The sequence below is a fragment of the Psychrobacillus sp. NPDC096623 genome (assembly GCF_044762655.1).
Lineage (GTDB): Bacteria > Bacillota > Bacilli > Bacillales_A > Planococcaceae > Psychrobacillus.
The window spans coordinates 111,915-136,737 of sequence record NZ_JBIWER010000001.1 but is presented as its reverse complement, the minus strand read 5'-3'; the positions used below and the strand labels follow the sequence as shown (position 1 = coordinate 136,737).

General features: G+C 36.4%; 28 protein-coding genes. All 28 read left to right on the top strand.

Going from position 1 to position 24,823, the window contains the following annotated elements:
- Positions 1–23 precede the first annotated feature (23 nt).
- The 28 genes from fliM to rseP all read left to right on the top strand — a co-directional run bounded on the left by fliM (position 24) and on the right by rseP (position 24,758).
- Entirely contained in the window at positions 24–1,022 is a 999-nt protein-coding gene (gene fliM, locus ACIQX2_RS00690; RefSeq protein ID WP_402845942.1) for a flagellar motor switch protein FliM, read from the top strand.
- Positions 1,015–2,181 carry a flagellar motor switch phosphatase FliY gene (gene fliY / locus ACIQX2_RS00685; RefSeq protein ID WP_402847460.1) on the top strand — a complete coding sequence of 389 codons (1,167 nt, stop codon included), beginning with the start codon at positions 1,015–1,017 and terminating at the stop codon, positions 2,179–2,181. Before fliM ends, fliY begins: the two co-directional genes overlap by 8 nt.
- Positions 2,182–2,200: 19 nt before the next feature.
- Positions 2,201–2,563, top strand: coding sequence for a response regulator (locus ACIQX2_RS00680; RefSeq protein ID WP_093060122.1), 363 nt, complete (start codon positions 2,201–2,203; stop codon positions 2,561–2,563).
- 43 nt (positions 2,564–2,606) lie between these two features.
- Positions 2,607–3,257: a flagellar biosynthetic protein FliO gene (locus ACIQX2_RS00675; RefSeq protein ID WP_402845939.1), complete on the top strand. Its 651-nt coding sequence runs from the start codon at positions 2,607–2,609 to the stop codon at positions 3,255–3,257.
- Positions 3,250–3,915, top strand: coding sequence for a flagellar type III secretion system pore protein FliP (gene fliP, locus ACIQX2_RS00670; RefSeq protein ID WP_093060126.1), 666 nt, complete (start codon positions 3,250–3,252; stop codon positions 3,913–3,915). Before ACIQX2_RS00675 ends, fliP begins: the two co-directional genes overlap by 8 nt.
- Before the next feature lie 12 nt (positions 3,916–3,927).
- Positions 3,928–4,197 (top strand): flagellar biosynthesis protein FliQ, encoded by a 270-nt coding sequence (gene fliQ, locus ACIQX2_RS00665; protein ID WP_402845937.1) that lies wholly within the window; start codon positions 3,928–3,930, stop codon positions 4,195–4,197.
- A 4-nt stretch (positions 4,198–4,201) separates the two neighbouring features.
- Entirely contained in the window at positions 4,202–4,978 is a 777-nt protein-coding gene (gene fliR, locus ACIQX2_RS00660; RefSeq protein ID WP_402845935.1) for a flagellar biosynthetic protein FliR, read from the top strand.
- A gap of 1 nt (position 4,979) precedes the next feature.
- Positions 4,980–6,065, top strand: coding sequence for a flagellar biosynthesis protein FlhB (gene flhB, locus ACIQX2_RS00655; protein ID WP_402845933.1), 1,086 nt, complete (start codon positions 4,980–4,982; stop codon positions 6,063–6,065).
- A 25-nt stretch (positions 6,066–6,090) separates the two neighbouring features.
- Positions 6,091–8,124, top strand: a complete 2,034-nt coding sequence (gene flhA / locus ACIQX2_RS00650; protein ID WP_402845931.1) for a flagellar biosynthesis protein FlhA — start codon at positions 6,091–6,093, stop codon at positions 8,122–8,124.
- Positions 8,121–9,236 (top strand): flagellar biosynthesis GTPase FlhF, encoded by a 1,116-nt coding sequence (gene flhF / locus ACIQX2_RS00645; protein WP_402845930.1) that lies wholly within the window; start codon positions 8,121–8,123, stop codon positions 9,234–9,236. Before flhA ends, flhF begins: the two co-directional genes overlap by 4 nt.
- Complete coding sequence (locus ACIQX2_RS00640) at positions 9,220–10,092, top strand: MinD/ParA family protein (RefSeq protein ID WP_402845928.1); 873 nt, start codon at positions 9,220–9,222, stop codon at positions 10,090–10,092. The genes flhF and ACIQX2_RS00640 overlap by 17 nt, the downstream gene beginning before the upstream one ends.
- Positions 10,092–11,189 (top strand): protein-glutamate methylesterase/protein-glutamine glutaminase, encoded by a 1,098-nt coding sequence (locus tag ACIQX2_RS00635; protein ID WP_402847459.1) that lies wholly within the window; start codon positions 10,092–10,094, stop codon positions 11,187–11,189. The genes ACIQX2_RS00640 and ACIQX2_RS00635 overlap by 1 nt, the downstream gene beginning before the upstream one ends.
- 14 nt (positions 11,190–11,203) lie before the next feature.
- Positions 11,204–13,264 carry a chemotaxis protein CheW gene (locus tag ACIQX2_RS00630; protein WP_402845926.1) on the top strand — a complete coding sequence of 687 codons (2,061 nt, stop codon included), beginning with the start codon at positions 11,204–11,206 and terminating at the stop codon, positions 13,262–13,264.
- Between the two features lie 33 nt (positions 13,265–13,297).
- Entirely contained in the window at positions 13,298–13,753 is a 456-nt protein-coding gene (locus tag ACIQX2_RS00625) for a chemotaxis protein CheW (protein WP_402845924.1), read from the top strand.
- 3 nt (positions 13,754–13,756) lie between these two features.
- Positions 13,757–14,386, top strand: a complete 630-nt coding sequence (locus tag ACIQX2_RS00620; protein ID WP_402845922.1) for a chemotaxis protein CheC — start codon at positions 13,757–13,759, stop codon at positions 14,384–14,386.
- Position 14,387: 1 nt separating this feature from the next.
- Positions 14,388–14,885: a chemotaxis protein CheD gene (locus ACIQX2_RS00615; protein ID WP_402845920.1), complete on the top strand. Its 498-nt coding sequence runs from the start codon at positions 14,388–14,390 to the stop codon at positions 14,883–14,885.
- Positions 14,882–15,193, top strand: coding sequence for a hypothetical protein (locus ACIQX2_RS00610; protein ID WP_402845918.1), 312 nt, complete (start codon positions 14,882–14,884; stop codon positions 15,191–15,193). Before ACIQX2_RS00615 ends, ACIQX2_RS00610 begins: the two co-directional genes overlap by 4 nt.
- 112 nt (positions 15,194–15,305) lie before the next feature.
- Positions 15,306–16,079, top strand: a complete 774-nt coding sequence (locus ACIQX2_RS00605) for a FliA/WhiG family RNA polymerase sigma factor (RefSeq protein ID WP_402845916.1) — start codon at positions 15,306–15,308, stop codon at positions 16,077–16,079.
- Positions 16,080–16,345: 266 nt separating this feature from the next.
- On the top strand, positions 16,346–16,645 hold the full coding sequence (locus ACIQX2_RS00600; protein WP_402845915.1) for an RNA polymerase subunit sigma: 300 nt from the start codon (positions 16,346–16,348) through the stop codon (positions 16,643–16,645).
- 8 nt (positions 16,646–16,653) lie between these two features.
- Positions 16,654–17,130, top strand: coding sequence for a DUF6115 domain-containing protein (locus ACIQX2_RS00595; protein ID WP_402845913.1), 477 nt, complete (start codon positions 16,654–16,656; stop codon positions 17,128–17,130).
- Between the two features lie 151 nt (positions 17,131–17,281).
- Positions 17,282–18,004: a 30S ribosomal protein S2 gene (rpsB, locus tag ACIQX2_RS00590; protein WP_093060154.1), complete on the top strand. Its 723-nt coding sequence runs from the start codon at positions 17,282–17,284 to the stop codon at positions 18,002–18,004.
- A 102-nt stretch (positions 18,005–18,106) separates the two neighbouring features.
- The gene (gene tsf / locus ACIQX2_RS00585) at positions 18,107–18,991 is read left to right on the top strand and encodes a translation elongation factor Ts (protein WP_402845910.1); all 885 of its coding nucleotides are present in this window, start codon (positions 18,107–18,109) and stop codon (positions 18,989–18,991) included.
- A 233-nt stretch (positions 18,992–19,224) separates the two neighbouring features.
- A complete protein-coding gene (pyrH, locus tag ACIQX2_RS00580) occupies positions 19,225–19,950 on the top strand; it encodes a UMP kinase (RefSeq protein ID WP_402845908.1) in 726 nt (241 codons plus the stop codon).
- Complete coding sequence (frr, locus tag ACIQX2_RS00575; RefSeq protein ID WP_093060160.1) at positions 19,950–20,507, top strand: ribosome recycling factor; 558 nt, start codon at positions 19,950–19,952, stop codon at positions 20,505–20,507. Before pyrH ends, frr begins: the two co-directional genes overlap by 1 nt.
- Before the next feature lie 191 nt (positions 20,508–20,698).
- Positions 20,699–21,493, top strand: coding sequence for an undecaprenyl pyrophosphate synthase (locus ACIQX2_RS00570; RefSeq protein ID WP_402845906.1), 795 nt, complete (start codon positions 20,699–20,701; stop codon positions 21,491–21,493).
- Entirely contained in the window at positions 21,490–22,281 is a 792-nt protein-coding gene (locus tag ACIQX2_RS00565; protein ID WP_402845904.1) for a phosphatidate cytidylyltransferase, read from the top strand. Before ACIQX2_RS00570 ends, ACIQX2_RS00565 begins: the two co-directional genes overlap by 4 nt.
- 17 nt (positions 22,282–22,298) lie before the next feature.
- Positions 22,299–23,447 carry a 1-deoxy-D-xylulose-5-phosphate reductoisomerase gene (gene dxr / locus ACIQX2_RS00560; protein WP_402845902.1) on the top strand — a complete coding sequence of 383 codons (1,149 nt, stop codon included), beginning with the start codon at positions 22,299–22,301 and terminating at the stop codon, positions 23,445–23,447.
- 45 nt (positions 23,448–23,492) lie between these two features.
- The gene (rseP, locus tag ACIQX2_RS00555; RefSeq protein ID WP_402845901.1) at positions 23,493–24,758 is read left to right on the top strand and encodes an RIP metalloprotease RseP; all 1,266 of its coding nucleotides are present in this window, start codon (positions 23,493–23,495) and stop codon (positions 24,756–24,758) included.
- The last annotated feature ends 65 nt before the right edge of the window (positions 24,759–24,823 follow it).

The window sequence follows — 24,823 nt, the reverse complement described above, 5'->3', positions numbered from 1 at the left end:
TTTTTAAGATGGAGGTGGGCAGATTGGCAGGAGATATTTTATCTCAATCAGAAATAGATGCGTTGTTAAGTGCACTCTCAACAGGTGAAATGACAGCAGATGAAATGAAAAGTGAGCAAGAAGCAAAGAAAGTAAGAACGTACGATTTTAAAAGAGCACTTCGCTTTTCAAAAGATCAGATTCGAAGCTTGACGAGAATCCATGAAAACTTTGCTCGTCTATTAACTACATTTTTTTCTGCCCAGTTAAGATCATATGTGCAAATTTCGGTCGTTTCAGTCGATCAAATTCCGTTCGAAGAGTTTATCCGCTCGGTTCCACATATGACATTGATCAATGTGTTTGAAGTTCCACCACTTGAAGGGAATATATTGATGGAGATTAATCCTAATATTGCATATTCCATGCTTGATCTAATGATGGGTGGAAAAGGACAAGCACATACAAAAGTGGATAATTTAACGGAAATAGAAACGAAAATAATGACGAACTTGTTTGAGCGTTCGTTTGATAATTTACGAGAAGCATGGATAAATATTGCAGATATAGATCCCATTCTTACAGAGTTAGAAGTAAATCCTCAATTTTTACAAATGATTTCTCCAAATGAAACAGTTGTTGTAATTTCATTTAACACTATTATCGGAGAAACTAGTGGAATGATTAATATATGTATCCCACACGTAGTACTTGAACCAATTGTTCCTAATCTATCTGTACGTTACTGGATGCAAACAAATAAAAAAGAAGTATCACCCGAACAGCTAGCTGTTCTGCAAAAACGTGTAAAAGCAGCAGAAATTCCTATTGTTGCAGAGATTGGCACAACTGATATTTCGATAGAAGATCTATTGTACTTACAATTAGGTGACGTAATTCAATTAAACACTAAAATTGATGACCCACTAACTGTTAAAGTTGGCGGTATGCCTAAATTTATTGGTCAACCTGGTAAACTAAAAAAACGAATGGCTGTACAAGTCATTGAAACTGTGAAAGGAGGAGAGGATGATGATGAGTGATGATATGCTCTCCCAAGAAGAAATTGAGGCCCTCCTTAGAGGAACAAATATAAATGAGGAAGCTACAAAAGAAAATGGTACAGAAGATATTAAAATAGACGATTACTTAGATTCATTTGCTCAAGATACACTAGGAGAAATCGGTAATATTTCCTTTGGTAGTTCCGCTACAGCCCTTTCTTCTCTTTTAGGACAAAAAGTAGATATCACGACACCTAATCTTAGTATGATTAACCGAAGAAAATTGAAAGAAGAATTTCCACATCCATATGTTGCAGTCCAGGTACAATATACTACTGGACTAATCGGTATGAATCTTCTCGTTATAAAGCAGTCAGACGCTGCTATTATAGCTGACCTAATGCTTGGTGGAGATGGTTTAGCTCCAAGACCCGAGCTAAGTGAAATTCAGTTAAGCGCAGTTCAGGAAGCTATGAACCAAATGATGGGTTCAGCCGCTACGTCCATGTCCACTGTTTTCAATAAGAAAGTGGATATTTCGCCACCTACTATCGACCTTATGAACCTTATGCAAGATGAAGGAACGGAAGCAATTCCAGCAGATGAAATGCTGATTAAAGTATCCTTCCGTCTTAAGATTGGGGAGTTAATAGATTCAAATATTATGCAGCTGTTGCCTTTAGAGTTTGGACTTAACTTAGTGAAATCATTATTAGGTGAAGAGGAACCAGAGGTCGCTGCTACAATTACAGAAGAAAAAGTATATCAAGCGCCTGAACAACAGCAGCCTACTACCCAAGCACAGCAAGTGACAGCAATGTCGCCGCAAGCTCCTATGCAATTTACTCAGCAGCCATCACGACCACAAGCACCACCAGTGGAAGTACAGCAAGCTCAGTTTGCAAGCTTTGACGCACCAAGTTTGACGCAAAATGAGTCAAGAAATTTGAATTTGCTACTTGATATTCCTCTTCAAGTAACAGTAGAATTAGGTCGTACTAAGAGAACTGTTAAAGATATTTTGGAACTAACAAGTGGATCTATTATTGAACTCGACAAACTAGCTGGTGAGCCAGTAGATATTTTAGTTAATAATCGACATATAGCTAAAGGAGAAGTCGTTGTTATAGATGAGAATTTTGGCGTTCGAATTACAGATATTTTAAGTCAGGCAGAACGTATAAATAATTTAAGATAAGCACTGGAGGAGACATACTATGTCGAAAAGAATTTTAATAGTAGATGATGCAGCATTTATGAGAATGATGATTAAAGATATTTTAAGTAAAAATGGCTTTGAAGTTGTAGGAGAAGCAGCTGATGGTGTTCAAGCAATCGAAAAGTACAATGAGCTTAAACCGGATTTAGTAACAATGGATATTACAATGCCGGAAATGGACGGAATTGCGGCTTTAAAAGAGATTAAAGCAAAAAATCCATCTGCTACAATCATTATGTGCTCTGCAATGGGGCAGCAAGCTATGGTAATTGATGCAATCCAGGCTGGGGCAAAAGATTTCATCGTAAAACCATTCCAAGCTGATCGTGTAATTGAAGCAATTTCCAAAGCATTAGGGTAATGAAATGATGAGGAAATTTTCCTTAATATTAAGTGTTCTTTTTTTGTTAACATTCGCAAATCAGCTAGATGTAAGAGCAGTGTCAGATTCGAATGAGAGTATAGATGAATACTTAAAGAATTTGAACAAGGATGAAAATAATGAAAAAGAGTCTAAATCAAATCTAGAAGAAGCTCCAGAAACGACCGATGAACCCGTTTCTGTGGGTGTTTCTGTTACAGCCTGGGATTATATTAAAATGATTTTTGCACTTTTATTTGTTATAGCTTTGTTATATGGATTACTTCGTTTTGTAAATAGCAGAAATAAAACCTTTCAAACCAATCAGCTGATTCAAAATCTAGGTGGTGTTGGAGTTGGACAAGGGAAATCACTACAGCTAATGAAAGTAGGTAATTACATCTACTTAGTAGGCATTGGAGAAGATATTACTTTGTTAAAAGAAATAACTGATCCAGCAGAAATAGAAAATCTAAATAAAATATACGAAGAAAAAGTAGATATTGGAAATAGTATTCCATATATATCTGAACTTATAGGTCGCTTGAGAGAGAAAGGAACTACCAATACGAAGAGAGAGAGTAAGGAACCTTCGTTTGACGAGACCTTTCAGAAAAGATTACAAGAAATTCAAAAAGACCGTAGTAATGTATTAAAGGATTGGAAGACGAAGGAGCGCGATAACAATGAATGAATTTGTCCAGTTTTTCTCGGACAGCGACCCATCAAATCTCTCCACTTCTATAAAATTAATGCTATTGCTGACGGTTTTATCTTTAGCTCCAAGTATTTTAATATTGATGACGTCCTTTGCTAGAATAGTTATTATTCTATCATTTGTTCGAACAGCACTGGCTACTAATCAGATGCCGCCGAACCAAGTAATTGTAGGTTTAGCCTTATTTTTAACTTTTTTTATCATGGCACCAACGTTACAACAAGTAAATGAACAAGCATTAACACCTTTGTTCGATGAAGATATTACGTTAGAACAAGCATATGAAAATGCTAGTGGACCTTTCAAAGAATTTATGAGTAAGCACACTAGGCAAAAAGATTTAGAACTTTTCTTACGATATTCAGAAGCTGAAAGACCTGAAACGCTTGAGGATATCCCTTTAACTGTTATGGTACCTGCTTTCGCACTAAGTGAAATTAAAACAGCATTTCAAATTGGTTTTATGATTTTTATCCCTTTTTTAGTAATTGATATGATCGTGGCGAGTGTACTGATGTCAATGGGTATGATGATGTTACCGCCAGTTATGATTTCTCTACCTTTTAAAATATTATTATTCGTTTTGGTGGATGGTTGGTATTTAGTTATGAAGTCTATATTACAAAGTTTTTAGGAGCTGAAAGTATTGAATAATGAAATGGTAATTTCAATTGCAGAACGAGCAATTTGGGTCATTCTTCTTGCATCAGGTCCTCTTCTTTTAGTTGCTTTAATTACAGGTCTTGCAGTGAGTATTTTTCAGGCAACTACACAAATTCAAGAACAAACACTTGCATTTGTTCCGAAAATTATAGCTGTACTTGTCGCTCTTGTTTTCTTTGGTCCCTGGATGCTTTCCCAAGTAACCACGTATGCAGCAGATATTTTTGAGAATTTAATTCGATACATTGGTTGATTCAATGGATGCCATCTTACCAAATTTAACTGTATTATTACTTATTATTGCTCGTGTTTCTGCATTTTTTGTCGTATTACCACTTTTCTCGCATCGAACAATACCCGCAAGTCATAGGATAGCCTTTGCTGTAGTGCTCTCCTGGATGATGTATTATACCCTTGATGTAGAGCCGTTTGAGGTAAATGGAGACTATATTCTATTAATTATTAAAGAAGTTATTTTCGGATTATTTATTGGTTTGCTTGCTTATATCATTATGTCAGCTGTTCAAATTGCAGGTGGATTTATCGACTTTCAGATGGGATTTGCGATGGCCAATGTAATTGATCCACAGACAGGTGCTCAAAGTCCGTTAATTGGTCAATTTTTAAATACTTTAGCATTGTTGCTATTATTGGCTTTAAATGGACATCATTTATTGTTAGATGGTATTTTCTATAGCTATCAATTTATGCCGATGGAAATGACTTGGCCAGCATTTGGCCAGGAAAATTATGTAGAATTCATTATGAAAACTTTTGCAGGGGTTTTTGCTGTAGCATTTCAAATGTCCATACCAATAGTCGCAACAATATTTCTTGTGGATATAGCCCTTGGTATTACCGCTAGGACTGTACCTCAGTTGAATATCTTTGTTATAGGATTTCCGATAAAAATTGGAGTAGGGTTTTTAGTTCTTCTCGTGATGATGGGAGTGCTATTGGCTGTTGTACAGAAGGTTTTTGAAATTTTGGTTATTGCTATGCGGGACTTAATGATAATTTTAGGTGGTGGCTAATATGATTAATCTGCGCTTAGATCTCCAGTATTTTGCGGGAGAAAAAACAGAAAAAGCTACTCCTAAAAAGAGGCAGGATTCTCGTAAAAAAGGACAAGTATTAAAAAGTCCTGATGTGACTAGTGCGATTGTATTACTCACTGTTTTCGTATTTTTATTTTTCTTTGCTAGTTTTTTAAGAACTGAGATTTTTTCATTCTTCAGTGTAACGTTTACGAAGTATATGTTAATAGAAACGTTGACAATTGATACAGCCATAATCATTTATAAGGATATGCTTCTTGAAATGGCGGTAATTTTATTGCCAATAATGTTGGTAGCTGTGGTAGCTGCAGTAGCTGCAAACTTTTTTCAGTTTGGTTTACTGTTTACTACTGAGCCATTGAAGTTCGATTTGAAGAAGATTGATCCTATAAAAGGTCTTAAAAGAATCTTTTCGCTTAAAGCAATTATAGAGCTATTAAAATCGATTTTGAAAATATCATTTATTGGTTCTGTAACTACTTTAATATTGTGGACTAATTTGGAAAAGGTCTTATCTCTATCATTCAAATCAGCTTGGGATACACTGGCCACTGTTGGTTGGTTAACTGGAATGATGGGTATCACTGCTTCTTGTGTTTTATTATTTATTTCCATTTTGGATTTCTTTTATCAAAAGTTTGACTATGAAAAAAATCTTAAGATGTCTAAGCAAGATATTAAAGATGAACATAAAAACTCGGATGGAGATCCAATTATTAAATCGCGTATTAGGCAAAGGCAAAGAGAGATGGCAATGCGTCGTATGATGCAAGAAATACCGACAGCCGATGTGGTCATAACGAATCCTACTCACTTTGCAATAGCTTTAAAATACGATGATGAATCGATGGATGCTCCAACGGTAGTAGCGAAGGGTGCAGATTTTGTAGCACAAAAGATCAAGTTAATTGCAAAGGAAAATAATGTCGTCATGGTGGAAAATAGACCTCTTGCTCGTTCGATGTATGACCAAGTAGAAGTTGGTCAACGGATTCCAGACGAATTTTTCAAAGCAGTGGCGGAAGTTTTAGCTTACGTATATCGTATTAAACAAAAAATTTAAATGGTAAAGATAGAGGTGGAAGTATATGCAAGTCCGCGATATAACCGTATTGGCAGCTGTAATATCTATTGTGGCGATGCTCGTAATACCTCTTCCTCATTGGTTAATAAGTTTTCTTATTATTATAAATATTACGATTGCCTTATTAATATTGATGACTGCTATGAATATGAAAGAGGCTTTAGAGTTCTCTGTATTTCCAACGATCGTTTTACTCGTTACATTGTTTAGACTTGCATTGAATATTTCCACCACAAGAGCAATCTTAGCAGAGGGTGATGCGGGTAAAGTAGTTGAAACCTTCGGTACATTTGTTACGGGTGGGAATATGCTCGTTGGTTTAGTTGTATTTGCTATTTTAGTAATAATAAACTTTATCGTAATTACAAAAGGTGCTGAGCGTGTTTCTGAGGTTGCCGCTCGTTTCACATTAGATGCGATGCCGGGTAAACAAATGAGTATCGATGCAGATTTAAACGCTGGAATGATTTCCGAGAAAGAAGCTCGTGAAAGACGTGAAAAGGTTAGTGGTGAAGCAGACTTTTACGGTGCAATGGATGGGGCTACTAAGTTTGTAAAAGGAGATGCTATTGCAGGGATCATCATTGTTATTATCAACTTGCTATTCGGTATAATTATCGGGGTTGTACAATTCGGTCTACCTTTTGGTGAAGCTGCTGTACTATTTTCAACACTCACAGTCGGTGACGGGCTCGTTTCACAAATTCCAGCATTATTAATATCCACTGCTACTGGGATTGTCGTTACGCGAGCAGCATCTAAAGGTAATCTTGGCGGGGATATTACAGATCAGCTATTTAATCAGCCTAAACTTCTGTATGTTGCTGCTGCGACAATTACACTACTAGGTATCGTTACGCCGATTGGCTTAGTTCTAACATTGCCTATTGCAATAGTACTCGCGGTAGGAGCATTTATGATAAGTAAGGCAAATAAAGAAGATCTAGATGATATAGAAGTATTTGAAGAGGAAGTAACAACAGATAGTATGAAGAGTCCAGAAAATGTTATCAATCTATTAAATGTGGATCCAATCGAATTCGAGTTTGGTTATGGATTAATACCACTAGTGGATGCTGCACAGGGTGGAGATCTATTAGATCGTGTGGTAATGATCCGAAGACAGCTTGCACTGGAATTAGGGGTAGTTATTCCCGTAGTTCGAATACGTGATAATATACAGCTTCAACCAAACGAATATCGTATTAAGATTAAAGGCAATGAAATGGCAAGAGGAGAGCTCCTTTTAGATCATTACTTGGCTATGAGTCCTGGTGACGATGATACGATCGAAGGGATAGATACTGTAGAACCTTCCTTTGGATTACCTGCGAAATGGATTACGGAGTCAGTGAAGGAAGAAGCGGAAATACTTGGATATACAGTTGTCGATCCTCCTAGCGTTGTTTCAACTCATATGACTGAAATTATTCGAAATAATGCTCATGAATTATTAGGTCGCCAAGAAACAAAACAATTAATCGATCATATAAGAGAGACTTACCCAATACTAGTAGACGAATTAACACCAACGCCATTGACAGTAGGAGAAATTCAAAAAATATTGAGCAATCTTCTAAGAGAGCATGTATCTATTCGAAATTTGCCAATTATATTTGAAACCCTTGCAGACTATTCAAAAATGACCTCGGATGCCGATGTATTAACTGAATACTCTCGACAATCTTTAGCGAAGCAAATTACAGCACAATACGCTGGTTCGAGTAATGTGCTAAAAGTGTTAACGGTATCTGGGAGAGTAGAAAAACTAATTGCGGACAGCATTCAGCAAACGGAACATGGTAATTATTTATCTATAGATCCAAGTGATTCTCAGGCAATTTTAGAGTCTATGGCAAAAGAAATAGAACGTGCTTCTATGATGGAGCAGTCACCAATTATTCTTTGTTCGCCTGCTGTAAGAATGTATGTTAGACAAATGACAGAAAGATATTTCCCACATGTACCAATTCTTTCTTATAATGAACTAGAATCCTCAATTGAGGTACAAAGTGTCGGGGTGGTGAATGTAGATTGAAGATGAAAAAATATACAGCTAGTACAATGCCAGAAGCTATGAAGTTAATCCGAAAAGAACTAGGGGATGAGGCAGTAATATTAAGTTCAAAGGTTGTCTTTTCGAAAGGGTTTATAGGTTTGTTTAAGAAAAAATCGATTGAAGTATTAGCTGGGATGGATACATTAGAACAGTCAAATAATACATTTGAGGTGCCTGCTATTGTGCCTCAAGAATCTCAAAATGTTTCTGTAGAGATAAAAAAAGAACTAGAAGACTTAAAACAATTAGTAAAAAATATAGGGCGTCCTGAAATGTTAAGTCCATATCCAACAGAAATGAAAACTCTTATGGATTTTTTACAAGAGCAAGAATTGTCAGAGGAGCTTATCACACCTGTTAGTGATGAGCTTTTTGTACATTGGAAAAGAAATTCGGCAGACTTTGAAATGGAAACTCAAATTGCCGTAATCAAAAACTTTCTAAAAACTCAATTGGAGCATCTACCATTCGGTGGAATATCGTATACGAAAAAGTACATTAATGTACTCGGACCGACAGGTGTAGGTAAAACGACGACGATCGCAAAGATGGCTGCAAGAGCAGTTTTAGAAAAAAAGAAAAAAGTTGGCTTTATTACAACGGATACATACCGGATAGCTGCAATTGAACAACTTAAAACTTATGCAGGTTTACTTCAAGCTCCTATTGAAATTGTCTATAGTGAAAAGGATTTACAAGAAGCAATGGTAAAGTTTGAAAAGTTAGATATTGTATTTATAGATACTGCAGGAAGAAACTATAAAGAAACTAAATTTGTAAGAGATTTGCAAAAATTAATAGAGTTTGAAGTGGATACAGAAACCTTCTTAGTACTCTCGTCGACCTCTAAACAAAAGGACATGGAAGTAATCATCGAACAATTTAGTGAATTTCCTATTGAAAAATTTATATTTACTAAAGTAGATGAAACAAATACTATTGGTTCTCTTATCAATTTAATGGTTAAATATAATAAAGGACTTGCTTACTATACAGATGGTCAAGAAGTCCCGGAAGATATCATGGAAGCTAGTCACGAAGAATTACTCACATTATTTTTAAAGGGGATTCGTCATGAGAGATCAAGCTGAAGAACTTAGAATGAAAATGCTAAGAAACCAAAATAAGCTTGGACGATCAATAGCGGTAGTTAGTGGTAAAGGTGGAGTGGGGAAAAGTAATTTTTCGATAAATTTTACTACAACATTAAGTGGGCAAGGAAAAAAAGTTGTGCTAATTGATATGGATATTGGTATGGGAAATATTCATATATTACTCGGAAAATCTGTTCCTACTAATTTAAAAGATTACTTAGTCGGAGATCAGCCATTAGAATCAGTAATCTTTGAAGGACCAAACGACCTACAATATATATCAGGTGGGTCAGGGTTAAATGGCGTAATGGAATGGACCGACGAAATGTTTGAGCGTTTAATCGAGGCATTTGAATACTTACAGAAAACCTTCGATTATATTGTTTTTGACATGGGAGCGGGTGCGACAAGTCAGACATTGAATTTGTTAGTTTCTGTTGACGATATTATTGTAATAACAACGGCAGAACCAACATCTATCACTGATGCCTATTCTATGATGAAATTTATTTACTATAAAGATTCTGATAAAAACTTCTTCCTTATTTGCAATAGGGCATTTACTGATGAGGAGGGAGTAGAAACAACTGAACGATTAAAGCAGGCAATGTCCAAGTTTCTTTCCAAAGAGATTACTGTACTTGGTGTCCTGCCAGAGGATACAATTGTTCGAAAAGCTGTAAGGGAGCAAATACCATTTTCTATTTTATATCCCCAAGCTGAAATTACTAAAAAACTAAAACAAATTGCAGCTGCATTTACTGATTTTGAATATACGGAAGAATCTATTCCGAAGCACAATAAATTCATATCTCGATTAAAAAGTCTTTTTTCTCAGAAGGGCGTGAGATGATGAACGTTGCATTAAAAAAGAAGCTATTAATAGTAGATGATTCTGCATTCATGCGAAAGCTTATTAGTGATTTCTTTACTGATAGCAAATTGATAGAAGTTATTGGAATCGCTAGGAATGGCCAGGACGCAATAGAAAAGATAAAAGCGCTACAGCCGGATGTTCTCACACTGGACGTTGAAATGCCCGTGATGAATGGTTTAGAGGCACTACGCAGAATAATGACAGATACGCCAGTTCCTGTTGTTATGCTATCAAGTACAACAAAAAGTGGAGCGGAAAGTACTATGCAAGCGATGGAATATGGAGCAGTTGATTTTATCGCAAAGCCAAGTGGGACCATTTCATTAGATTTACATAAGATTAAAGAGGAATTAGTGGAAAAAGTAGAAAATGCAGCGCAAGTATCCATCCATAAAATGAAGAAACATTCACCAATACCTTTAATTAATAGTACACCGAAAAGTATGGAAGTAAAAAGCATATCAAACACTTCTAATGCTATCAAATGGGACATGGCGAATAAGAAAATGGTCCTAATAGGAACTTCAACAGGTGGTCCACGAGCTCTTCAAGAAGTAATAACAAAACTGCCAGGTGATATGCAGGCACCAGTTTTAATCGTTCAACATATGCCCGCTGGGTTTACAAAATCATTGGCACAAAGGCTTAATCAGTTATCCGAACTTGAGGTGAAAGAAGCCGAGGATGGTGATTTACTTCAAAATGGACATGCCTATATTGCACCTGGAGGCTTTCATATGCGCATCCAGAAAAGAATTTCCTCTTATTATATTGTACTAGATGACAAAGTGGCCCCACGAGCGGGCCATAGACCAGCTGTCGATGTTCTTTTTGAGGATAATAGCCAGTTTAATGATTTCGATAAAATTGCTGTTATTATGACAGGAATGGGATCTGATGGGTCTCTTGGTTTAAAACAATTAAAAAAGAGCGGAAATGTCGTGGCAATTGCAGAAGCGGCGAGTACATGTATTGTTTACGGGATGCCTAAGGCGGCAGTGGAAACAAAATTAGTAAATGAAGTAGTGGATTTAGATCAAATTGCAAAAACCATCATACAATATCTACCTTAAAGGGGTGTTTAACCATGGATACAAATCAATATTTGGAGATGTTTATAGAAGAAAGTAAGGAACATTTACAAGCTTGTAATGAACATTTATTAGAATTAGAAAAAAATCCTGAAAACATAGCAATTGTTAATGAAGTATTCCGCTCTGCTCATACTTTAAAAGGTATGTCTGCAACTATGGGCTATGAAGATATCGCAAATTTAACGCATAAGATGGAAAATGTTTTAGATGAAATTAGAAATAGCCGTTTACATGTAACAGCAGAATTATTAGACGTTGTTTTCGTTGCAGTCGATCAGCTGGAAGCAATGGTATTAGATATCGCGGCAGGTGGAAAAGGTAAGCTGGATGTAACTGATACTGTTCAAAAATTACATAAAATAGAAACTGGTGAAGAAATCCCAGTTGCTGCTACTACGGCAGAACCCGCTGTTATAAATGAGGTTGCTCAAGATAACTGGTTATCCTATGACGATTATGAAATGACAGTCATTGAACAATCAGTTGAACAGGATTTCTATACGTATGAAATTTCTGTCAAGCTGCGTGAAGATTGCTTATTAAAAGCTGCAAGGGTATATATGGTTTTTGAATTGTTAGAGAAAATGGGAGACGTTATAAAATCCTCTCCATCTGTAGAAAAGCTTGAGGCTGAAGATTTTGATGAAATCTTCTATGTAGCTTTAGTTACAAATGAGCCTTCAGAAGATGTACAAAAGAAATTAATGAAAGTCTCCGAAGTAACAGAAGTACTCGTGAAGTCAGTGACAATAGAACAGCTTAAAAAACGTAATAATTTAGAGTTGAACAATGTAGAAGAGACTCCAGTCATTGAAAATTCAGTTGTCCTAGTAGAGCAGAAACAACAGACAGAGGAAGTAAAATCTGCTGAAAAATCAACTTCATCTAAAAACAACCAAGCTCAATCTAGTAAAACCATTCGAGTGAACATTGAGCGATTAGATATATTGATGAACTTATTTGAAGAGTTAGTAATTGACCGCGGTCGCTTGCAGTCTATTTCAGAAGATTTACATAATAGCGAATTAGATGAAACAGTAGAGCGCATGTCACGTATAACTGGTGATTTACAAAATATTATACTAAATATGCGTATGGTTCCTGTTGACACAGTATTTAATAGATTCCCGCGAATGGTACGTCAGTTAGCGAGAGATTTAAACAAAAAAATTAATTTAGAAGTGGTCGGTGCTGAAACGGAATTAGACCGAACAGTTATTGATGAGATTGGAGATCCACTTGTACATTTAATAAGAAATTCCTTAGATCATGGAGTAGAAAGCCCTGAAATCCGTTTAGCTAATGGTAAACCAGAGGAAGGCACAGTCGTACTTCGTGCATACCATAGCGGCAATCATGTGTTTATTGAGATTGAAGATGATGGTGCTGGGATCAACCGTGAAAAAGTACTGAAAAAAGCTATATCCAAAGGAATAGTTTCAAATGAAGTGGCTCAAACGTTAAACGACAAACAAGTGGCAGAGTTAATTCTTTCTTCCGGGTTCTCTACAGCAGATGTCATTTCAGACGTTTCCGGCAGAGGTGTTGGATTAGATGTAGTAAAAACGACAATTGAATCACTTGGTGGTACTATTGATATTTCGTCCACGGAAGGGAAAGGGTCATTATTCTCTATTCAATTACCATTAACACTTTCCATTATTTCTGTCATGTTAGTGGAGCTTGGTGAGGAAATTTACGCTATACCACTTTCTTCGATCATCGAGACTGCAATCATTCGAGCTTCGGATATATTAAATGCACATAACCAAAAAGTGATTGATTTCCGTGGAAAGGTTGTTCCATTAGTATTTTTAGAAAATGTTTTTGATGTTCCTAGAGAAAGTTCTGATGATGAATTTCATTCTGTTGTTCTTGTTCGCAAAGGAGATAAAATGGCTGGTCTTGTAGTAGATTCGTTCATTGGTCAACAAGAGATCGTTTTAAAATCACTTGGTGCCTATTTATCAAGTGTATTTGCAATTTCAGGTGCAACTATTTTAGGAAATGGTAAAGTAGCACTAATTGTCGATTGTAATGCATTAATCAGCTAAATTAGCATCTATAAGAAAGGATGAGAGAGCATAATGGTAGAAGCAGTGGATTTACAAAATTTGAAAGTAGTAGTTTTTCAATTGGCAGATAAGGAATATGTTATACCTGTAAGCCAGGTTCAAGGTATTGAAAAGCTCATATATATTACGCGTGTCCCTAAAACTCCTTCATTTGTGAAAGGTGTTATCAACTTACGTGGAGTAGTTACTCCTATTATAGATTTGAAAAATCGCTTTGGACTTGGCGAAAGTGAGCTGAGTGAGTCAACTCGTATTATTATCATCACGCTGGATGATATGGATGTCGGAGTAATTGTAGACTCGGCTAATGATGTATTAGATATTCCGGTCAATTCAATTGAACCACAGCCCGAGGTTGTTGGAGGTATGGAGCAAGACTTTATAGCTGGAGTAGTGAAAATCGATAGCCGTCTGTTAATCCTGCTTCACTTAAACCACGTTTTAAATCCTATTAAGTCAGGAGTTTAACTTATGTATGACAGTAAAATTACCTCCCTCCATCTAGACGTTTTAAAGGAAATTGGGAATATTGGTGCTGCGCATGCTGCGACAGCTTTATCGACATTGCTAAGCAAGAAAATTGATATGAAAGTACCGAAAGTGGAAATGGTATCATTTGACGATATGATGGATTTAGCAGGGGGGCCAGAAAGTGTAGTTGCTGGCATTTACCTTCGTATTGAAGGTGATGTAACTGGCAGTATGTTTTTTGTCTTACCAGTAGTGCAAGCCAATCGATTCATACAAAGACTGGTACAGGATGAGACTTTTGACTTTCAATCAGGTGAAGTATCTGAAATTGGTGTCTCTGCAATGCAGGAGCTTGGTAATATACTTTCTGGTTCATACCTGTCTGCCCTATCAGATTTTACAAAGTTAAAAATATACCCTACTGTACCAGCACTTAGTGTAGACATGGTTGGAGCTATCATTAGTTTCGGATTGGTAGAGTTATCTCATATAAGTGATTATGTAATTGTGATTGATACAGCTATTAATGAAGAGGATGTTCCAAATGAGGAAAGTGTGAAAGGACATTTCTTTTTGTTGCCAGATCCAGAATCATTTGATGCTATTTTTAAAGCTCTAGGAGTTAACTAATATGAACGCACAAGGTCAAATAGTAAAAGTAGGTATTGCAGATATGAATATTGCAAAGGCCCCAGACAAAATACGTACTTCTGGACTCGGTTCATGTGTGGGCGTTGTTCTATATGACGAGAGATCTACTACGGTAGGTATGGTACATGTTATGCTTCCAGATTCTAGTCTTGGAAGAACAAATAACATAAATCTTGCCAAATTTGCAGATACAGGAATTACAGCCATGGTGGAGCAGTTAAAATTAGAGGGAATCCAGCCGTATAAGTTAAAAGCTAAAATAGCTGGAGGAGCTCAAATGTTTCAGTTTACTTCGAGTAAAGATACTATGCGAATTGGACCACGCAATATTGAGGCAGTAAAAGAATATTTGGATAAGTATTCTATTCCTATTGTTGCAGAAGATACAGGGGGAAATAGTGGTAGAACGATTGAGTTTGATCCGACTACCAAACTATTAAATATTCGAACAGTGAACCAAGGAGTGAGAGATATATGATGGTAGGAACTATTCTTTCAAATTTTTGGGTAGCGCTTATTGCTTTTAGTGTTTATTTTTTGCTTTCGTTCCCGTTTATAGAAGGTAAGGGAATTATTCTTGATGCACTAATAGTTGCGATTATATTTTTTCTTGTAACATTTTTTGCTAGAGCCATTATTAGTTATATAATAAGTAATCGAATTGAAGGAAATCCTACAGAGGAGGATGCGGAAATTTTGAAATCCGAAATTTCTCCAGAGGATTATGCGGAACTCGTAAAGATTATGTTAAAGGAAGATGAGCAGACTAGCTCACAGATTAACTAATAGACATAAATGAATGGAAAAACGGGGGAGTCGATAGTTTCGGCTCCCCTTTTTAGTGAGAATTTTGTTATAATAACCATAATGAAGAGATATATTGGAAAGGGGGATAAATTTGGCATATCAAGATTCGACTGATGAGCAGCTTCTTTGGAAGAATTGGACTGAAAGCAAAGATCCTCAAGCCGGGGATTTACTCTTGAGAAAATATTTACCTTTAGTAAACTATCATGTGCAAAGAATCGGTGCAGGTATCCCTAAAAATATATCTAGAGAAGAGCTTAAGAGTTTAGGAATGATGGGTCTATTTGATGCTTTAAATAAATTTGACTATAGTAGAGAGCTGAAATTTGACACTTATGCATCTTTTCGCGTAAGAGGTGCTATCATTGATGGATTGAGAAAAGAAGATTGGCTACCACGCTCATCGCGAGAAAAAGCGAAGAAACTGGAAACTAAAATTGAAGAATTAGAGCAAAAGTTAATGAGGCATGCATCAGCTGAAGAAATAGCAGATTATGTCGAAATGCCTGTCGAGGACGTATATCATACAGTCCAGGAGCACTTTTTTTCGAATGTCCTATCAATAGATGAGCAACTGCAAGAAAGCGAAGAAACAGAGAACAAATCATATGTCATTAGAGATGATTCTCAGAAAACACCTGAACAACAAATGGTCAAAAGTGAACTCATAGGGGACTTAGCCGAGCAAATTCAACAATTAAATGAAAATGAACAATTAGTGTTAAGTTTGTTTTATACAGAAGAATTGACACTCACAGTTATTGGAGAGATGCTAGGTCTGTCTACTTCTAGAATATCTCAAATTCATTCGAAAGCCCTTTTTAAACTGAGAAAATTATTAATGAATGAAATGATGAATGTCTGAGTTTATTTTATAGCTATTTATTTTAATATAAGACATAACTATAAGATGTTACTTATTTAACTTTGAAACGCGAACTAACTTCTTTCTCGTTATACAAGTTAATTCTGTACATTAAAGCGGATGCAGCGACACCAGAGGGAACAGCGCGAGCGAGAGACTACAGGCTCGAGCCGTGCCCGCGGAAAGCGTCCACCTGGAGCAGAAATCAGAGTCATTTAGATTTCGCCATTTTAATTTGCTTTAGTATAGCAAAAGGGGATATTACGATGAGCTTAAAATTAGCAGAACTTCAAATAGCTATTCCTAAAACGTTTGATGCAGGAAAAGTAGCTGATCAAATCCAACAACAAAGTGCGATCAGTCAAGCTAACGCTCAAGCAGCATCAGAAAAGCAACTAGAAAAAACCAGAGAGACTGTTACAAAATCTAATGAAACGTCAGAGACTACTTCTAAAGAAGATAGAGAACGACAAGAGCAAGAACGAAAGAATAGAGAAAAGAAAGAACGGGAAGCAAAAGAAACAAAGCATCCATTTAAAGGGAACTTTGTAGATTTTAGTGGTTAGGAGCAGTTATGATAACGACTATTTTAATAATATTATTCTTAATGCAAGTTATAAGTTTTTACTTTATTGCTCTATTGAATGCCAAGATTTCAAGATTTGATAATATGGAACAAAAGCAACAGCAAGTATTAATGGATATTGAAAATTCTTTTAGTGCGTATATTGCTGAAATTACAGATGAAAATAATCGGCTTATACAGGAGTTGAAAAATACAGAGGTACCTAAGAAAGTACTTTTGAAAAATCAAGTAAAGCCGTCAGAAAAAGAAGCTGAAGTCTTTGAACCTCCTTTTTCTTTTGTATCTAAACAAATTGCTGCAAGCAGCTATATGAAAACGGCTCAATCGACTACAAAAAAAGTCCCTGAAACGGTGAGAGAAAAAGTGATATTTCATTTTGAAGAAGGAAAAACTTCTGACGAAATAGCTAAAATGTTACAAATAGGAAAGACAGAAGTGGAACTTTTCCTAAAATTTAACGACTAAATAGTTGAAAGTATAAAATTCATATGTTATATTAGAAAACGGTATGAATACACACGCATTTCTGATGGACTTAGCAGGTGCTCTATTTATAGAGTAGCTAATGAAAAATGAAGGATGCGGAAGACTAAACCAAACCAGGAGGAAATAAATCATGTCAGTAATCTCAATGAAGCAATTATTAGAGGCTGGTGTACACTTCGGTCACCAAACTCGCCGTTGGAATCCAAAAATGAAAAAATACATTTTTGTTGAACGTAACGGAATTTACATCATCGATCTTCAAAAAACGGTGAAAAAATTAGAAGAAGCTTATGATTTCATGCGTCAAGTAGGTCAAGACGGTGGAAAAGTTCTTTTCGTAGGAACTAAAAAACAAGCACAAGAAGCTATTAAAGAAGAAGCTGAACGTTCAGGTAACTACTACATCAACCAACGTTGGTTAGGTGGTACTTTAACAAACTTCGGTACTATTCAAAAGCGTGTAGCTCGTTTAAAAGCGATTGAAAAAATGGAAGAAGACGGTACTTTTGAAGTACTTCCTAAAAAAGAAGTTGTTCAACTTAAAAAACAACACGAACGTCTAGTTAAATTCTTAGGCGGTATCCGTGATATGAAAGCTATTCCAGATGTGATGTTCGTTGTAGATCCACGTAAAGAGCGTATTGCTGTAGCAGAAGCTCGCAAATTGAACATTCCGTTAGTAGGAATCGTTGATACAAACTGTGATCCAGATGAAATCGACTATGTAATTCCTGCAAATGATGATGCAATTCGCGCAGTTAAATTATTAACAGCTAAAATGGCGGATGCATTACTTGAAGCAAGACAAGGTGAAGACGAAGAAGTAGCTTCTGTTGAAGTTGCAGCTGAGTAAGACCTGAGTAATACGAATTGTAATTAACAGGTGATAAGCGGCCAACCCTCTTATCACCTTTTTTTGAGAAAACGACACTAATTGTACTAGGAGGAATTTATAATGGCAGTTACAGCACAAATGGTAAAAGAATTGCGTGAAAAAACTGGTGCAGGTATGATGGACTGTAAAAAAGCTTTAGTAGAAACAAATGGTGATTTAGAAGCAGCAATCGACTTTTTACGTGAAAAAGGTCTATCTTCTGCAGCTAAAAAAGCTGATCGTATCGCAGCAGAAGGTACTACTTTCATTCAAGTGGAAGGAAACAAAGCTGTATTGTTAGAAATGAATGCGGAAACTGACTTCGTTTCTAAAAACGAATCTTTCCAACAATTAGTACAAACAGTAGCTTCTCATTTATTAGCTACACAACCAGCTTCAGTAGAAGAAGCATTAGCTTCAAATGTTGAAGAAGGAGTAACAGTAGAAAACCTAATCTCTAACGCAGTTGCTAAAATTGGAGAAAAAATTACACTTCGTCGTTTTGTTATTGAAACAAAAACAGATGCAGATGCATTTGGTCCATACCTACACATGGGAGGACGTATCGGGGTTCTTACTGTATTAGAAGGTTCAACAGATGTGCAAGCAGCTAAAGATGTTGCAATGCACATTGCGGCTTTAAACCCTACTTATATTTCACGCGATGAGGTTTCTGCTGATGAAGTAGAACACGAGCGCAAAATTTTAACAGAACAAGCTCTAAACGAAGGTAAACCTGAAAATATCGTTGCTAAAATGGTAGAAGGTCGCCTAAGTAAATACTTTGAAGAAGTTTGTGTTTTAGAACAATCATTTGTTAAAAACCCAGACCAAAAAGTTAAAGTATTTGTTGAGTCAACTGGTGGTAAACTAGTTTCATTCACTCGCTATGCTGTTGGTGAGGGAATCGAAAAACGTGAAGACAACTTCGCTGAAGAAGTTATGAGCCAAGTAAAAGGGAACTAATAAGAAAAGCGGAAGACGCCGGTTAGCTGTGAAAAGCGCTGGAAGACTTGAGGGAAAAGGTGCACTTTGCCTTTTCTACAAGGCTGAAGCGTTCGAGCAGCTGGCGTCTGGAGCTGGACAATAAGAAAAGCGCATGTGCTTAAGTGCATCTTTGCTAGAACTAACATACAATAACAACTGGGGAGCACGCAATTTGTGTTCCCTATTTTTCAAGAAAGAGATGGAGGATACCTATGAGCAAACCACAATACGAAAGAATCGTTTTAAAATTAAGTGGCGAGGCATTAGCTGGAGAACAAGGTTTCGGTTTATCTCCTGATATTATTAAATCTGTAGCCGATCAAGTGAAAGAAGTTGTAGATCTGGGCGTAGAGGTTGCAGTAGTTGTTGGTGGAGGAAATATATGGCGAGGAAAAGTTGGTAGTGAAATGGGCATGGATCGTGCTACTGCTGACTATATGGGTATGCTTGCTACAGTTATGAATTCACTTGCACTACAAGATTCTCTTGAAAAAGCAGGTGTCGAAACACGCGTCCAAACATCTATCGAAATGCGACAAGTTGCAGAGCCTTACATACGTAGAAGAGCTATTCGACATTTAGAAAAAAAACGAGTTGTTATTTTTGCAGCAGGGACAGGAAATCCATACTTCTCAACAGATACAACAGCAGCTTTAAGAGCAGCTGAAATAGAAGCGGATGTTATATTAATGGCTAAAAATAATGTAGATGGTGTTTACTCCGCAGATCCTAAAACGGATACTTCTGCAGTAAAATATGATAATCTTTCATTTATCGAAGTTATTCAACAAGGACTTCAAGTAATGGATTCTACTGCATCTACTTTATGTATGGACAATGATATATCACTTATTGTATTCTCTATAATGGAAAAAGGTAATATTAAAAAGGCTGTGTTAGGGGAGACCATTGGTACAGTCGTTAGGAGGAATTCTTAATGCCGAAAAAAGTGATAGAGCAAACAAACGATAAAATGGCAAAAACGATATCCGTTTTTAGTAGAGAATTATCTACTATCCGTGCTGGACGTGCTAGTGCTGCTTTGCTTGATAAAATATCAGTAGATTATTACGGTGCACCTACTCCCATCAATCAAATGGCTGGTATATCAGTACCTGAGGCTCGCTTAATAACGATCCTTCCATATGACAAGACAATTCTTGGAGATATTGAGAAAGCCATTTTAAAATCTGATTTAGGGATTACTCCGACTAATGATGGAACGTTAATTCGTATTGCCATTCCAGCTTTGACGGAAGAACGTCGTAAAGAATTAGTTAAACAAGTAAAAAAAGAAGCGGAAGAAGCGAAAGTAAATGTTCGTAATGTTCGCCGCGATGGCAATGATGATCTGAAAAAACTTGAAAAATCTGGTGAAATTACAGAAGACGAGTTAAGAAATTATACAGATGAAATTCAAAAGCTTACAGACTCTAGCATTGAAAAAATCGATGCAATTACAAAAGAAAAAGAAAAAGAAATTTTAGACGTTTAACCTTTAAGAAGAGATGGTTAGGGTTAATAATTCCATGAGTACCAACATCTTCTTCAAATGAGTTGTCTAGGTTAAGTATTTCTGAACCTTTATTTAAAAAAGGCGTCCTTTGAAAGGGACGTCTTTTTATATGTTCGGTTATTTGATATGATAGATATAGACGTTCGACTTGGTAGATTGGGGGTTTCTAAATGTTTAAAAAACTAATTCGTAAAAATGATAAAATGATCGATATTCATTTAGATGAACGAAAAGAAAATGCCCAAAAGGAACAATTGCCCAGCCATATTGCAATTATAATGGATGGTAATGGAAGATGGGCTAAAAAGAGGTCACTTCCCCGTATTGCTGGTCATCATGAAGGTATGAAGACTGTAAAGAAAATAACTCGTTTTGCAAATGAAGTCGGAATAGATACATTAACCTTGTATGCTTTTTCTACAGAAAATTGGAAACGTCCAAAAATGGAAGTAGAATTTTTAATGCGACTTCCTGAAGAGTTTTTAGGTACGTATTTACCAGAGTTAATCGAGCAAAATGTTCAAGTACGGATGATGGGTAATTTAGATGTGCTTCCAGAGCATACAAAAAGAGCTATTAACAAAGCAATGGTTGAAACAGCAAAAAATGACGGACTTATACTTAATTTTGCTTTAAATTATGGTAGCAGAGACGAGATTGTGCAGGCAGTTAAGCGAATTGCCCAGCAAGTACAGCAAAATGAAATTTCTGAGGAAGAAATTTCTGAACAATTACTGACAGATCATTTAATGACGAAAGATTTGTCTGAACCAGATCTACTTATTCGAACGAGTGGCGAGGTTCGATTGAGTAATTTCATGCTTTGGCAGCTTGCTTACACTGAGTTTTGGTTTACTGATACACTATGGCCAGACTTTGATGAAACTTGTTTGTTAGAAGCAATTGAAAGTTATCAAAAAAGAAATCGAAGATACGGTGGACTTAAGGGGGAAGAAGTGAATTGAAACAACGAATTATTACTGGTGCTATTGCATTGGCATTATTTCTCCCAATTGTTTTATTAGGTGGGTCAGTTTTCACTATATTAGTATACATAATAGCAGCGGTGGGCTTACATGAGATGCTTCGTATGAAGGGCATAGCTTTATTTTCATTTGCCAGTTTAGTTTCCTTTCTGCTCCTGTTTCTATTATTACTGCCGTCAACCTTAACGGAGAATATTAGGATATACACGGGGCATACAAAATTAGAATGGCTGTTTATCGGAGTTTTCTTATTATTAATCTACACAGTGTTAGTAAAAAATCGTTTTACTTTTGAAGATGCAGCATTCGTCATCTTAAGTACCCTTTATGTTGGTATCGGTTTTTATTATTTTATAGAAACAAGAAATGAAGGGTTGGCATATGTTATTTTTGCGTTGCTAATCGTTTGGACAACAGATTCTGGTGCTTATTTCACCGGACGAAAAATTGGAAAAAGGAAATTATGGCCAGACATATCCCCAAATAAAACGGTAGAAGGTTTTGTTGGAGGGATTATTTGGGCGTTAATCACTGCATTTATCATTCAAATGATAAGTCCACTTACTTCATCAATACTGGTTTTAATAGGAATTACTATTGTTGCTTCGATATTTGGTCAACTTGGAGATTTAGTGGAATCAGCGATAAAAAGACATTATAATGTGAAAGATTCTGGAACTCTGTTACCAGGTCACGGTGGAATATTGGATCGTTTTGACAGTATATTATTTGTCTTACCGCTTCTTCACTTTTTACATTTTATATAAGGAGACGACATTATTTCATGGCGAAAAGAATAAGTTTATTAGGAGCCACTGGTTCTATTGGGATACAAACATTGGATATAATAAAAGAGCATCCGGACAAGTTCCAACTAGTAGCATTTTCTGCGGGTAAAAATATGGAAGCTACGAAACAAATTATTCAAGATTTTACTGTTCCTTTAGTTTCCGTTTTATCCGAGGAGGATGCCATTCAATTAGGTAAAGAGTTTCCTCAAGTCGAAGTAGTTTTCGGTGACCAAGGATTAGTTCAGGTTGCTGCCCATGCGGATGCAGATGTTTTAGTAAATGCAGTACTAGGCAGTGTAGGTTTAAGACCAACATTAGAAGCAATTAAAAAAGGAATAACAATTGCAATTGCCAATAAAGAGACACTTGTAACTGCAGGACATTTAGTCATGAAAGCTGCAAAAGAGCATAATGTCCCAATTCTTCCTGTGGATAGCGAGCATTCAGCCTTATTCCAAGCGATGAATGGAGAAAAACGGTCAGAAATTGCTAAGTTAATAATTACTGCATCAGGTGGAAGCTTTAGAGACCGTACACGAGAAGAGCTAAAAAATGTAACTGTACAGGATGCACTTAATCATCCCAATTGGTCAATGGGGTCGAAAATTACAATTGATTCAGCCACTATGATGAACAAAGGTCTGGAAGTAATTGAAGCTCGCGTACTATTTGATATTAGCTATGATGATATCGAAGTGTTACTTCACAGGGAGAGTATTATCCATTCAATGGTTGAATTTCATGATACGAGTGTTATTGCGCAACTAGGAACGCCAGATATGCGTGTCCCAATTCAATATGCAATGTCCTATCCAGATAGATTGACAAGGCAATCAGCGACACGTCTTAATCTTGCTCAAATAGGTAAACTTCATTTTGAAGAAATGGATTATACACGATATCATGCATTGAAATTGGCTATTGATGCAGGACGAGCAGGCGGAACAATGACAACGGTACTAAACGCAGCAAACGAAGCGGCTGTATCTTTATTTTTAGAAGAGAAGATTGGCTTTTTAACAATTGATGAATTAATAGAGCGAGCAATGAATGAACATGTAAATATTTCCAATCCAGATTTAGAAACAATTCTTCATGTAGATGTGAAAACAAGAAAATCTGTGGAGAACATGGTAAAATGATTAGATGTGAAAGCATAATCAGCTAGAAACTAAAGGTGGGATATAATGGAGACAGCCATTGCGTTTATAATTATTTTTGGAAGTATCGTATTTTTCCATGAGCTAGGGCATTTTATCTTTGCGAAACGAGCAGGAATTATGGTGCGTGAGTTTGCGATTGGGATGGGTCCTAAAATCTTTGGATATACAAAAGGCGAGACTCTTTATACACTACGATTATTGCCAATCGGTGGATATGTCCGTATGGCCGGTGAAGATTTGGACTCAGTAGAATTGCAGCCTGGATATCGTTTAGGAGTCCATTTGAATGCTCAAGACGAAATCGATCAGATTCTATTAAACCAAAACAAACAATTTCCAGATATGATGTTTTTAGAAGTAGAAAGATCTGATTTAAATGATCAAATGTTTATAGAAGGATACAATGAAGAAGAAAAGTTAGTGCGTTACAAAGTAGCCCGAAATGCTATCATAAATGAAAAGGGTAATGTAACAATAATTGCGCCTGCTGATCGCCAATTCGGTTCGAAGTCAGTTGGACAACGATCCATGACTATATTTGCAGGACCGTTATTTAACTTTATCCTTTCTTTTTTCATCTTTTTAGCACTTGGTTTGTTTCAAGGAGTACCAACATATGAACCCGTCATTACAACTGTGGTTAAAGACAGTCCTGCAGAACAAGCAGGTATGCAAGACGGTGATTTGGTAACGAAGATTGATGGAGCTTCTATTACTACTTGGGACGAACTATCAGAAAAAGTAAAGGTTAGTTCAAATGAGCTAATGGAATTTACGGTAGTACGTGATGGGCGAGAAGTAAATCTTTCCATGACTCCAAATGAAGTGGTAGCAGGAAAAGAAAAAGTGGGACAAATTGGTGTTCAATACTCAAGTCCACTAGAAAAGAATCCTGCAAAAGCTGTTGTCTTCGGGGCAGAACAGACTTATGAATGGACGAAACGTATTTTTACGATATTAGGTACTTTAATTACTGGCAATTTTTCAATAGATGATTTATCCGGACCTGTTGGAATATATAAAGCGACAGAGGAAGTTGCGCAATATGGTGTATACAATTTAATGCACTGGGCTGCAATACTTAGTATTAATCTTGGTATTATGAATTTATTGCCATTACCAGCATTAGACGGAGGTAGACTGTTGTTCTTCTTGTTTGAAGCTTTACGTGGGAAACCTGTAGATAAACAAAAAGAAGGTATGGTTCACTTTGTCGGTATTATGCTGCTCATGGTATTAATGGTTGTCGTTACATGGAATGACATACAACGATTTTTCTTTAATGGATAAAGTTAGGGGGGAAGTTCAATTATATGAACTTCCTTTCTTTTACTGTTGAACGGAGAAATTCGCAA